This window comes from Bacteroides sp. RTP21281st1_H5_RTP21281_210402, from assembly GCF_040918965.1.
Classification (GTDB): domain Bacteria; phylum Bacteroidota; class Bacteroidia; order Bacteroidales; family Bacteroidaceae; genus Bacteroides; species Bacteroides congonensis.
This window is the reverse complement of sequence record NZ_JBCOWR010000006.1, coordinates 334,227-346,992: the sequence shown is the minus strand read 5'-3', so window position 1 is coordinate 346,992 and position 12,766 is coordinate 334,227. Positions and strand designations below refer to the sequence as shown.

Here is a 12,766-nt window from a genome sequence, read left to right as displayed (position 1 = left end):
TGCTGGATAGGGCTATGATTGCTGCGATGACTTTCCTGCTGATGTATCTTTATCGTCTCGCTCCTTGTAAGTTTTCGGCGTTTGTACGTATTGTCATTCAGATGAGTCTGCTTTCCTATTGGTATCCGGATACTTTTGAGTTCAACCGCTTCTTTCCCAATTTGGATCATATCTTTGCTACCGCCGAACAGTTTATTTTCAACGGGCAACCTGCCATCTGGTTCTGTCATACATTCCCGCATCTTTTGGTCAGTGAAGCATTTAATATGGGATATTTCTTCTATTATCCGATGATGTTGATTGTGGCGTTGTTCTATTTCATCTATAAGTTCGAGTGGTTTGAAAAGATGTCCTTTGTGCTTGTCACTTCTTTCTTTATATATTATCTGATTTATATCTTTGTTCCCGTTGCAGGCCCTCAATTCTACTTTCCTGCCATTGGATTTGATAATGTATCTAAAGGGATTTTCCCTGCTATCGGTGATTATTTCAATCACCATCAGGAATTGCTTCCCGGGCCGGGATATCAGCACGGGTTCTTTTATAACCTGGTGGAAGGTTCGCAGCAAGTAGGCGAGCGCCCTACAGCGGCATTCCCAAGTTCACATGTCGGCATTTCTACCATTCTGATGATTATGGCCTGGCGTGGAAGTAAGAGGTTATTTATCTGCTTGATTCCTTTCTATATGTTACTTTGTGGAGCTACCGTGTATATTCAGGCGCATTATGTCATTGATGCTATCGTAGGATTCTTCTCCGCATTTCTGTTGTATGTGGTGGCAACTTGGATGTTTAAGAAGTGGTTTGCGCAGCCGATGTTCAAATAGGTGCGGAAATGAATGAGAATTTGTTTTCAATTACTGATTCGCATAAGTAGAACATGAACTGTTGATAGCGGTGAAAACAGTGAACCCCCAAAATGCAACTTATCTGTGTGCATTTAATTATCTGCTAATTATCTGCTATGGTCGAAGAATTCATCCTTTCGGAAATCGTTTCAAATATCCGGAACAGTTCTTCCTTGGTTTCTGCACGGAGCATTGCAATGCGGGTATCCCGGAAGTTTGGTATCCCTTTGAATAAAGGACTTGCAGCCAAGTGGCGGCGCACGTGCAGGATACCTCTACGTTCATCGAGCAAATTTACACTGTCAATCACTTCCTGACGAAGAACATCCATGCACCAATCAAAGCTTAGTGGTGGCAGTTCCTCACCTGTCTCCAAATAATGTTTCATTTCTTTGAATATCCACGGACGACCAAAGCTGGCACGACCAATCATTACAGCATCTACTCCGTAACGGTCAAAACACTCCTTGCAGCGTTGGGGGGTAGTCACATCTCCGTTGCCAATGATGGGAATATGCATTCGCGGATTGTTTTTCACTTCGCCTATCAGTGTCCAGTCTGCTTCTCCGGTGTACATCTGTGCCCGTGTACGACCGTGTATGGTCAAGGCTGCAATACCACAGTCCTGCAACTGTTCCGCCAAATCCACGATAATCTTGTTATTTGCATCCCATCCCAAACGGGTTTTCACTGTCACAGGTATCTTCACAGCATCTGCCACGGCACGGGTAATCTCCAGCATTTTAGGAATATTCTGTAACATTCCTGCTCCTGCCCCTTTTCCGGCTACTCTTTTCACCGGGCATCCGAAATTAATATCTAAAATATCAGGCTGTGCCTCTTCCACGATTTTGGCAGCTTCTACCATTGTTTCCGTATCTTTTCCGTATATCTGGATGGCGACAGGGCGTTCTTCATTACTGATACTCAGTTTCTGCGCAGTCTTGCTGACGGCACGGATGAGCGCATCGCTCGATACGAATTCTGTATATACCATGTCTGCTCCGAACTTTTTACACATCAGGCGGAAAGCCGGATCTGTCACATCTTCCATGGGAGCGAGCAGGATGGGGTGTTCACCCAAGTCTATATGGTTAATCTTCATATATGATTTTGCTATTTACTGTTTATGATTGAAGTAACTTCTTGTTTTCGCTGCAAAAATACGGAAAAAAGCCTACCTTTGTACGCATTCATTTGCTTAACTGATACAAATAAGTATATATTCTATGAGTCTTAGTTTGAAAGATTTTGAAATAATGGCTCCTGTCGGTTCGCGCGAATCCCTTGCCGCGGCCATTCAGGCAGGCGCCGATTCTATCTATTTCGGTATAGAAAATTTGAATATGCGTGCCCGTTCGGCCAACACATTCACGATTGATGATTTGCGGGAAATCGCCCGTACGTGCGATGAACACGGGATGAAAAGTTATCTGACGGTCAACACCATTATCTATGATAAAGATATTCCTTTGATGCACACCATTGTTGATGCAGCTAAGGAAGCGGGGATTTCGGCTGTGATTGCGGCTGATGTAGCGGTGATGAACTATGCCCGTCAGATAGGGCAGGAAGTGCATCTTTCCACCCAGTTGAATATTTCCAATGCGGAAGCCTTGAAATTCTATGCGCAATTTGCCGATGTGGTGGTATTAGCCCGCGAGTTGAACTTGGAGCAGGTATCGGAGATTTACCGCCAGATACAGGAAGAGCATATCTGCGGGCCGAGTGGCGAACAGATTCGTATCGAGATGTTCTGCCACGGGGCATTGTGTATGGCAGTGTCCGGCAAGTGCTATCTTTCCCTGCATGAGATGAACCATTCCGCCAACCGGGGTGCTTGTATGCAGGTATGCCGTCGCTCTTATACTGTCCGTGATAAGGAGACAGACGTAGAACTCGATATTGATAATGAATATATCATGTCGCCGAAAGACCTGAAAACCATCCACTTTATGAACAAGATGCTGGATGCAGGCGTGCGTGTATTCAAGATTGAAGGTCGTGCCCGTGGCCCTGAATATGTGCGTACGGTGGTGGAATGTTATAAAGAAGCCATTAAAGCTTATCTGGAAGGTACATTTACCGATGAAAAGATTGCAGCTTGGGATGAACGTCTGAAAACTGTTTTCAATCGTGGTTTTTGGGATGGATATTATCTGGGGCAACGTTTGGGAGAATGGACCCGCAATTATGGCTCTGCCGCAACGGAACGCAAAATCTATGTGGGTAAAGGCATTAAATACTATTCCAACATCGGTGTCTCTGAATTCCTGGTAGAAGCTGCCGAAGTGAGTGTCGGTGATAAATTGCTGATTACAGGCCCGACTACCGGTGCGGTTTTCATGACTTTGGATGAAGCGCGTGTTGACTTGAAACCGGTGCAGACGGTAAAGAAAGGAGAACACTTCTCTATGAAGTCGGACAAGATACGTCCGAGTGATAAATTGTACAAACTGGTATCCACCGAAGAATTAAAGAGATTCAAAGGGCTTGATATCGAACAGAAAAGAGGATAACCGCTGTTTCTAAATTTCAATTTTTAATTCTCAATTTGAATGGACTATATTTATGAATTGGAAATGAAGGTACGCGATTATGAATGCGACCTTCAGGGCATCGTGAACAATGCCAATTATCAGCATTATCTGGAACATACACGCCATGAATTCCTGACTTCGGTAGGCGTGAGCTTTGCGGCACTTCACGAGCAGGGCGTAGACCCGGTAGTGGCGCGTATCAATATGGCTTTCAAAACTCCGCTGAAGAGTGGGGACGAATTTGTATCCAAGCTATATATGAAGAAAGAAGGTATCAAATACGTGTTCTATCAGGATATCTTCCGCAAAAGTGATAATAAAGTAGTAGTGAAATCCACTGTTGAAACGGTATGTGTAGTAAATGGACGTTTGAGTGACAGCGAATTGTTTGACAACGTCTTTGCTCCTTACTTGAAATGAACAGCTCCGAAGAAGAACAAATTTATAGCATCGCCCTGACAATGGTGCCCGGTATCGGGCATATTGGGGCGAAACACCTTATCGACGGAATGGATAATGCCGTTGATGTTTTCCGGTTGCGCAAAGAACTGCCGGAACGTATTCCTGAAATAAGTAGGCGGGTTGTGGAAGCATTGGACTGTCCACAGGCTATTGCACGTGCTGAACAGGAATACGAATTTGTCCGGAAGAACCGGATTTCATGTCTTACTTTTCATGATGAGGCTTACCCTTCCCGTTTGCGGGAGTGTGAGGACGCTCCTGTCGTTCTTTTCTTTAAAGGAAATACCGATTTAAATTCCCTTCATATCATTAATATGGTAGGAACCCGCAATGCTACGGATTATGGAACTCAACTCTGTGCTTCTTTCTTGCGGGATTTGAAAACGCTTTGTCCTGACGTATTGGTGGTCAGCGGGCTTGCTTATGGGATTGATATCCATGCACACCGTGAAGCATTGGCTAATGAACTCCCTACGGTAGGTGTCCTTGCACATGGCTTGGATCGTATCTATCCTTATGTTCATCGGAAAACGGCTGTCGATATGCTTGAAAGAGGCGGGCTGCTTACCGAGTTTATGTCCGGCACCAATCCCGACCGTCATAATTTTGTAAGCCGTAACCGTATTGTTGCCGGTATGTGTGATGCTACAATTGTCATTGAATCGGCAGAGAAAGGCGGTTCGCTGATTACAGCGGAACTTGCTGAAAGCTATCACCGTGATTGCTTTGCCTTTCCCGGTCGTGTGAATGATGAATATTCAAAAGGATGTAATCTGCTAATCAGGGACAACAGGGCCTCTTTGCTGTTATCTGCCGAAGATTTTGTGCAGGCAATAGGCTGGAATATGCCGGTAACCCCTTCCGAAAAAGTAAATGTACAACGTAGCCTTTTCCTCGAACTGTCTGATGAGGAACAGAAAATAGTTACTATCTTGGAAAAACAGGGAAACCTGCAAATCAACTCTCTCGTGGTAGAAGCGGATATTCCTGTACATAAGCTGAATGCTATTCTTTTTGAACTGGAAATGAAAGGAGTGGTTCGTGTACTGGCAGGGGGAATGTACCAATTACTGGCTTAGCGCGCGTATAGGCATAAAAAAAGGAGCAACGCCTTGCTCCAACCTTTGTTAACCTTAAATCTAATACTATGAAAAAAATCACATGACAAATGTATGTCTTCGTGAATTAATTTCCAAATAATTCTTTTGTATTTGTTTCTCTTTTGATTTCTTTCACTGATTTTCACTGTTATCGGACACGATATGTTTCTGTGGCACTTTTTGTTGATTCTATCCGTATAAATCCGGAAGTAATCTATTACTATCGGACAATAGGCTGTATCTTGGAAAAATATGCTTGAATAAGCACTGAAAAAGCACCACTTCATTGGTTTAAAAGGAACACTCCGTTGGTTTAAAACCAAGGCTGCCTTCCTTTAAAACCAACGAGGTGTTCCTTTTAAAGGAAAAAACGGTTCTGTATTATGTTGAATATTAATTGGTTATGGGTGGATTTTTGTGGGTATTTTTTTATTTCCCGAACCGGCCAGATTTCGGTGTATACATCTCCGGCCACGGAATATTCTCCAATCCGTCTCCGATATAGAACCCCAAATGTGGTGGTTGGTTATATCCGGTATTTTGCCAGGCAATTCCCAAACGATACACAGGGTCGTGCATCAATGTATACAGTCGGTGTTCTGTAGGAATAGTTGTGGTATATATACGTAGTTTACTTGGATCATTAGCATCATAGAAGACAACTTCTTCCCGCCAGTCACCGAATAGGTCGGCACTGACATTAGGAGTTCGTTTTGTACCGTTACAATGCATTGCACCGGGAAACGTATGGATAGTTACAGCTTTATTCCCGTTCCATTTGGAAAGGTTCGTACCGTTCAGTATTTCATCTTGTAAGTCACCGTCCCAATATACACGGAAACTGATGCCGGGTTTATTATCTGAAATCTTTTCCCCTTTGCAATTATATACTCCCGGCACACCGGAACTCCACATTTCAAATCCACGATGATTGGGGTCAATGTCTGCTGCCAAGCCGCGTCCGTTATCTCCTTTGGTTGGACCGCCCCAAAGGATTTCTCCGGTTCGTGCATCATGCATTTCATAACCATAAGTTTGGCAGGCCTCTTTTTCCTCATGTACTTCCCACACCTGATATCCCGGACGGTCAGGGTCAAGATTGGCTACATGCATGGCATCACCATGTCCTAGTCCGGTGCGGTAAAGTAATGTTCCGTCGTTGTTGATAGCACAGGAACCATAAATAATTTCGTCACAACCGTCGCCGTCTACATCGGCTACCGACAGATTATGATTTCCCTGTCCGTATGCTCCTTCACCTTTCATGTCAGAGATATGCTTCCAGCGTTTGACTAGTTTACCATTGATGAAATCATATGCCACTAATGTTGTTTTTGCGTAATAACCGCGACACATGACAACACTTGGGTGCATTCCGTCCAGATAAGCTACACAGGCGAGAAAACGGTCTACACGATTACCATAGCTGTCCCCCCACGAACTGACTTCTCCGCGTTCTACTTCATAAGGTATAGTGTGAAGTTCTTCCCCTGTCTCACCGCTGAAAATGGTAAGATATTCCGGTCCCTCAAGAATATAACCGCAAGTCTTATGGTTCATCTCGAGATTTCTCCAGTCTTTTTCCGGGTCATCCGTACCGAGGAATATTTTTTTTCCTTTTCCGTCCATTGTTCCCGGTGCTGTTTTACAAACCAATTCTGCTTTACCATCACCATCAAAGTCATATACCATAAATTGGGTGTAGTGGGAACCGGCACGGATATTTTTTCCTAAATCAATTCTCCATAATTGTTTTCCGTTTAGTTTATAAGCATCCAGATATACAGGCCCTGTCACACCGGAGAAGGAGTTGTCGGCTTGGTTGGAAGGGTTCCATTTTACAATGATTTCATATTCCCCGTCTCCGTCCAAATCACCTACGCTGCAATCACCCGGAACATACGTATATGCTTGCCCTTCCGGATACTCCTGTATCACAGGCGGGTGCTTGGCCCTGACATAAGTGACACCCGGAGGAGTTGTTCCGCCTTGCGGACGATTCATCCGGATGGTCAAGAATTCTTCTGCCCAAGGTGTCACTTCTTTGGAAGAAGAAGTCTCTTTACCATTCACAATGGTTCTCACCACATATTTATCACTCGGTTTTCCTGAACTGTCAGTTAGGCTGGTCGCTTCTCCGGCAGATAAGGATTTGAACAGTTTCCCGTTTTTGTAGACATTGAAAGCTGCATCTCTTTCATTGCCTGACAAGCGCCAGCTGATAAAGACACCGCCGTCCGTTTTTACTGCTACTAGTTCTCTGTCCAATGCTTCCATCTGGCGTTGCTTTCCCTGCGCGGAAATCATTCCTGAAGTGAGGAATCCTATGATAAGGATGGAATAAAATACTGCGTTTCTCATTTTCCTTTTTATTAATGTTTATGTATGTCCCGATTATAAAAGGACATACAAAGGACGGCATTTATAATTAGCATTAACTAGACAAATATACAAAAACATGGAAAATATTACTTCTTGGGCTGTCTATATTATTGTTTCCGGCATATTTGAATTGTAGTCAATGGATTAGTACTGCTCTCTATTTAGACATGGAAGCTTACCCCTACTTTTGTATCAAAGAATAAATTTATCAATAATTAAACTTATATCCATGAGAAAACAAATACTGGTTGTTTTGTTACTTTTGTCCGGATGGAGTTCACTTCCGGCCCAATCTCTTCCCGACCGGAAAGAGACGTTGAAAACCATTATCAAGGTAAATGATTATTTCATGAAGAAGTATGCGGATTATACCCGTCCCAGTTATGTCGGTAAATTCAGGCCCAGCAATATATGGACACGAGGTGTCTATTATGAGGGTTTGATGGCTCTGCATGCTATCTATCCTCGTTCGGATTATTACGACTATGCCTACGACTGGGCCGATTTTCATAAATGGGGGATGCGTGGTGGTAATATCACCCGTAATGCGGATGACCACTGTTGTGGACAGGCATATATCGAATTATACAAGATTTCTCCCGATCCTGCGAAAATAAAAAATATAAAGGCATCGATGGATATGTTAGTCAACACTCCGCAAGTGAATGATTGGACTTGGATCGATGCCATTCAGATGGGAATGCCTATTTTTGCACAGTTGGGGAAACTGACCGGTGAACAGAAATATTATGATAAGATGTGGCAGATGTATTCCTGTTCGCGGAATAATATCGGTGGTAATGGGTTATTTAATCAAAAAGAGGGATTATGGTGGAGAGATGCTAATTTTGTTCCCCCGTATAAAGAACCCAATGGAAAGAATTGCTTTTGGAGTAGAGGAAACGGATGGGTCTATGCAGCCCTGACAAGGGTATTGAATGAGATTCCTGCTGATGAGTCTCACCAGCAGAATTATTTAACCGATTTTCTGGCAATGAGCAAAGCTTTAAAAGCTTGTCAGCGTGAAGATGGTTTCTGGAATGTGAGCTTGCATGATGAGTCCAATTATGGTGGAAAAGAGACTTCGGGAACTTCCTTGTTTATATATGGTATGGCGTGGGGAATACGGAACGGCATTTTGAATAAACAGGAATATTTGCCTGTGGTCCTCAAAGCTTGGAATGCGATTGTCAAAGAGTGTATACATCCCGATGGCTTCTTGGGATATGTGCAGGGAAGTGGCAAAGAACCTAAAGACAGTCAGCCTGTGACTTATAAGAGCGTGCCCGATTTTGAAGATTATGGGGTAGGGTGCTTTTTGTTGGCGGGTACTGAAGTGTATAAATTAGATTGATAAGAAGCTGAAATCGCCCTAAGAGTTTGATTAGAAACTTTTAGGGCGATTTTATAATAGTATGTTTTCCACTTCTTCTATTTTCTATGTCCAATTTAATGGTATGCAAAAATGGGGCATTTGCCATTACTTTTTCTTCCGATAGCTACCACAATGGATATACGTATCCAACAACTCGAAAGTTAATGTGCTATGTGCCAATCATTAATAACTGCCGTGGCAACTATTAACATCTGTTGTGATAATTATTAATACCTGACAATTAATGGTGTTCATAATGAAAACTGTACTAACTTATTTTTTAAGTATTACTTATTATCAACAGTGATCTTGTGATTTCTATATTAAAATATTTTCGACTGTAAAGTAAGGGACTTATATAGGTTTAAACTTGTTGCCCGGTACAAATACATGTTGTATTGTGTATTTTTCGTTCTTGACGGTATATAATTCTATTCATTTGTATACTATTACATACTTAACCCCTCCAAATATCCTACTTTTACCACATAGAATTCAAAAAATAAAATAACCATGAGAAAGATTGTATTTATATTATTCTTATGCATCAGTTCCTTTGCCTCACTTTTTGCACAAACAGAACCGGCATGGGACAATACCTCGAAACGTCAATGGAATCCGGCATTTGAAAAGGTGGAGATTCCTTCCACAAAAGATGGAGAAGTGCAGAAGGCATTTATGTACAAGTCGACTAGCAAGACATCACAGCCTTTGATTGTAAGTCTGCATACCTGGAGCGGTTATTATAACCAGACAGATCCTTTGACTAAAGAGATACTGGCTCGCGACTGGAACTATATTCATCCTGATTTCAGAGGAGCTAACAGGACACCTTCGTCAATGGGGAGCCCATTGGCTTTGGCAGATATTGAAGATGCCATTCAGTATGCATTGAAGCATACTAATGCTAATCCTGAGGAGGTACATATAATAGGGGTATCAGGAGGTGGCTTTGCTACGTTGGCCGCCTTCATGAATATAGAATATCCTGTGAAATCATTCTCCGCATGGGTTCCAATTTCAGATATTGAAGCCTGGTATTGGGAATGTGTAGGAAGAGGGTCGAGATATGCGGAAGATATTCTAAGTGTTGTATCTTTTGATAAAAAGACTTTTAATAAAGAAACCGCTATCCTTCGCTCGCCTTTGAGACAAGATTTTCCGATAGAGAAGCGAAAGAACTCGAAGCTGTATATATACACAGGTATCCATGACGGTTATAAAGGTTCTGTTCCTATCACTCATTCTCTAAGTATGTATAATAGGCTGGTTGGAGAGTTGAAATATGGCAGTTCGGACATGAAAGAAATTATGAAGAAATCTTTGTCGGATTCCGATCTGATATCCCCTGAAGAAATGCTTGGACTTTTAGGAAAGCGCATGAATCCTGAATATGAGAAGAATCCGATGTTATACGACCGCAAAGTTCATTTACTCCGTAAATATGAAAATATACAATTGACGGTTTTTGAAGGAAGGCATGAGCAGATTCCTCAAGCATTAAGTTTGCTGCCTTATAATCATATTGTGGCAGATTTGAAATATAATATATTGGCTATTGGAGACTCGAATGGTTACAATAAAGGTGGATGGGTAGATCAATTGAAACAGATGATGCCCGAATCCTGTATTGTTAATCTCTCGGAGAGTGGTAGGACGATCGGGTTTGATAATAATGGAAGAGAGCGTCTTAATGCACTCAAAAATATAGACTCATACTTGGATAAGGCGCAGGTTGAGAAGAAGCATTATGATTATATTATCGTATGCTTGGGTACAAATGATTCTAAAAAAATGTTTGATTCAAGACAAGGGGAGGTTTCAGAAAATCTAAAAGTTCTTTTGGCTAAAATTAAGAAGCATAAGTTGTGTAGGAGTGGCAAGACCAAATTTATTTATGTGACTCCGCCACCTTTGAGAGATGAAAATGTTAGCCCCAAATATCAGGATTCAGGCAAGAGATTGGCACGTTTGGTACCGGAACTTGAGACTGTGGCTTTAAAGCAAGGTTTTGATGTTGTTGATATTCATCAGCCCCTGCTGGGAGTACTTGATTACTATGCCAAAGATGGTGTGCACATGGCGGAACCCGGACAGGAGATTGTAGCATCAAAAATACTTTCTAAGATCTTATATCAAAAATAGATATTAAAATTAATAGGTTTGGATTATCCGGGACTTTAATAAAATCATAAAAGATAAGGCTGTCTCAAAAAGACAGCCTTATCTTAAACTAACTAATCAAAACTTTTATATTGCTATTATACCTATTGAATCTATTTCTTGGATTTTGGCAAGACTTGGCTAAGTTTTTCCACTTTAATCGGTTTCTCCATAGAACATTCTGTCCGGGATTCTCCGTTTTGAATAATGATATTTTGTGATTTGTCTCCTTTGATGTTTGTGAGTATTTCCCCGTGTGGAACAGCAAAGGTTACGTCATCGAATAAAATATTCCGGCCGTCCAATATATTGATTTTATTATCTTCCGCGTAAATGTTCAGATTCCTGAAAGTAAATCCGTCTACATCGTTTAAAGCACCAATTAGTTTTTTACTATTAATTTTTCCGTTTTCTATAAGTACGTTGCTACATGGAATTTCAGGAATCCCGTTTACGCTTAGAATTTTCTCGGCTGATTCAACAATGAAGTTCTTGATGTGAATATCCTTAATAGTCGGAGTCAGTTTATTGATAGCTCTTGGCGGATAGCGTTCGGCAAGTTCTCCTACATAACGTTTGCTGCCCAGTAAATCCCATTTGAATGCTTCTCCTACATTAATCATGCGGATTTTCTCATATAAAGCATCATTAACTCCACCTGCGCGGTTACGGCGTGTTTTAAAGCGTATACCGATTTGAGTACCTTCAAAAACACAATCGTGGACATATACATTTTTAACACCACCGGCAGTCTCGCTTCCGCAAGTAACACCACCATGACCTTGTTGAGCCAAAGAGTAGCGGATTACGACATTTTCTGTAGGTTTCCCGACCCGTAATCCGTCCTCTGCACGTCCTGCTTTCAATGTGAAGCAATCGTCTCCGCAGTTCAACGTGCAATACTCTATAAGAACATTCTTGCAGGATTCAATGTCTATGCCGTCACCACTGGGGATTCCTATTGAATTTACAGTAATTCCCCGTATAATTACATTCTCACAATAAATCGGGCAAACATTCCAGAAAGTACTGCGTTCCATCGTGATTCCTTCGATCAAAACATTGGTGCAGTTAATCGGAGATATAGTTTTAGGCTTATAGAAGCCTCTTCCGTCCATACCATCGAATACTCTTTTTTCTACCGGAGCATTATCCAGAATATCTTTTTCTACCACTGTATTACCATTAGGGCGCTGTCTGATTTCGGCGTCCAGTGAGGGACCGTAAATAACTCCTTTTCCTGTAATGGCTATATTATCTTCACCGTTGGCATAGATGAATGAACCGGAGCCCATGATCTCGATTCCTTCGTGCCGGGTGAACACGGCAGGCAAATAATCTTCCGCATTCCCCGGAAATTCAATTTCCGAACCTTCTGCAAGATGCAGGTTGACATTACTTTTTAGAACGATGCGTCCGGATTTCCATTTTCCTTTAGGTATGATAACGGTTCCGCCACCTTTTTGGGAAACTTCTTCAATTGTTTGATTTACAATAGAAGTAATAGGAACATCTGTTTTTGCTCCTTTCTCTCCTATATTAATAGTAAAATCCGGGAAAATAGGTCTTTTCAGTTGTGGAATCTCAAAAGGTGCTCCTTCAATGGGTATGATCCTATCCGGTGTGGCTGCTGCTCCGACCTGTTCAACTGTGATTATAGTTTCTAATTCTGCATGTGATTTGCAAGATAGAAACATAAAGCTGAATATCAGAGTAGGAAGTAAATACGGTTTATACGAAATTCTCATGATATTAAAATTAAAAATATTTCTGGTTACAAAGAAAGAGGTTTATATAGACTCAAATTTGTAGCTCTGTACAAATACCTATTTTCTTGTACGCTTTTGCCGTATATAGAATTTAATTCCATTTATTTGTATTGTATTACAAGGTTTG

The 12,766-nt window shown here is 41.7% G+C and carries 9 protein-coding genes; 6 read left to right on the top strand and 3 right to left on the bottom strand.

Annotation, left to right across the window (positions count from 1 at the left end):
• Positions 1-827 (top strand): phosphatase PAP2 family protein (locus tag AB5443_RS11715; protein WP_368119607.1); only part of this gene is annotated, 827 nt, incomplete at its 5' end.
• 124 nt (positions 828-951) lie between these two features.
• Here AB5443_RS11715 and dusB read toward each other — a convergent pair.
• A complete protein-coding gene (gene dusB / locus AB5443_RS11710) occupies positions 952-1,953 on the bottom strand; it encodes a tRNA dihydrouridine synthase DusB (protein ID WP_368113386.1) in 1,002 nt (333 codons plus the stop codon).
• A 124-nt stretch (positions 1,954-2,077) separates the two neighbouring features.
• Here dusB and AB5443_RS11705 point away from each other — a divergent pair, with 124 nt between their 5' ends.
• The 3 genes from AB5443_RS11705 to dprA are packed head-to-tail and all read left to right on the top strand — an operon-like array spanning position 2,078 to position 4,929.
• Complete coding sequence (locus AB5443_RS11705; protein WP_022138672.1) at positions 2,078-3,367, top strand: peptidase U32 family protein; 1,290 nt, start codon at positions 2,078-2,080, stop codon at positions 3,365-3,367.
• A 39-nt stretch (positions 3,368-3,406) separates the two neighbouring features.
• Positions 3,407-3,808, top strand: coding sequence for a thioesterase family protein (locus tag AB5443_RS11700; RefSeq protein WP_022138673.1), 402 nt, complete (start codon positions 3,407-3,409; stop codon positions 3,806-3,808).
• On the top strand, positions 3,805-4,929 hold the full coding sequence (gene dprA, locus AB5443_RS11695) for a DNA-processing protein DprA (protein ID WP_073347133.1): 1,125 nt from the start codon (positions 3,805-3,807) through the stop codon (positions 4,927-4,929). The genes AB5443_RS11700 and dprA overlap by 4 nt, the downstream gene beginning before the upstream one ends.
• A 450-nt stretch (positions 4,930-5,379) precedes the next feature.
• On the opposite strand, the gene AB5443_RS11690 is transcribed toward dprA, so the two are convergent.
• Positions 5,380-7,311, bottom strand: a complete 1,932-nt coding sequence (locus AB5443_RS11690) for a rhamnogalacturonan lyase (protein ID WP_368113387.1) — start codon at positions 7,309-7,311, stop codon at positions 5,380-5,382.
• Between the two features lie 250 nt (positions 7,312-7,561).
• Here AB5443_RS11690 and AB5443_RS11685 point away from each other — a divergent pair, with 250 nt between their 5' ends.
• Positions 7,562-8,686 (top strand): glycoside hydrolase family 88 protein, encoded by a 1,125-nt coding sequence (locus AB5443_RS11685; RefSeq protein ID WP_277130303.1) that lies wholly within the window; start codon positions 7,562-7,564, stop codon positions 8,684-8,686.
• A 534-nt stretch (positions 8,687-9,220) separates the two neighbouring features.
• Complete coding sequence (locus AB5443_RS11680) at positions 9,221-10,852, top strand: GDSL-type esterase/lipase family protein (protein ID WP_368113388.1); 1,632 nt, start codon at positions 9,221-9,223, stop codon at positions 10,850-10,852.
• A 131-nt stretch (positions 10,853-10,983) separates the two neighbouring features.
• Here the strand turns inward: AB5443_RS11680 and AB5443_RS11675 are convergent, their stop codons facing one another.
• Positions 10,984-12,567, bottom strand: coding sequence for a glycoside hydrolase family 28 protein (locus tag AB5443_RS11675; RefSeq protein ID WP_368113463.1), 1,584 nt, complete (start codon positions 12,565-12,567; stop codon positions 10,984-10,986).
• Positions 12,568-12,766: the final 199 nt, after the last annotated feature.

Coding starts and splice junctions, on each gene's coding strand:
- AB5443_RS11680 (WP_368113388.1), top strand. CDS start 9,221: ATGAGAAAGATTGTATTTATATTATTCTTATGCATCAGTTCCTTTGCC.
- dusB (WP_368113386.1), bottom strand. CDS start 1,953: ATGAAGATTAACCATATAGACTTGGGTGAACACCCCATCCTGCTCGCT.
- dprA (WP_073347133.1), top strand. CDS start 3,805: ATGAACAGCTCCGAAGAAGAACAAATTTATAGCATCGCCCTGACAATG.
- AB5443_RS11700 (WP_022138673.1), top strand. CDS start 3,407: ATGGACTATATTTATGAATTGGAAATGAAGGTACGCGATTATGAATGC.
- AB5443_RS11705 (WP_022138672.1), top strand. CDS start 2,078: ATGAGTCTTAGTTTGAAAGATTTTGAAATAATGGCTCCTGTCGGTTCG.
- AB5443_RS11690 (WP_368113387.1), bottom strand. CDS start 7,311: ATGAGAAACGCAGTATTTTATTCCATCCTTATCATAGGATTCCTCACT.
- AB5443_RS11675 (WP_368113463.1), bottom strand. CDS start 12,567: ATGTTTCTATCTTGCAAATCACATGCAGAATTAGAAACTATAATCACA.
- AB5443_RS11685 (WP_277130303.1), top strand. CDS start 7,562: ATGAGAAAACAAATACTGGTTGTTTTGTTACTTTTGTCCGGATGGAGT.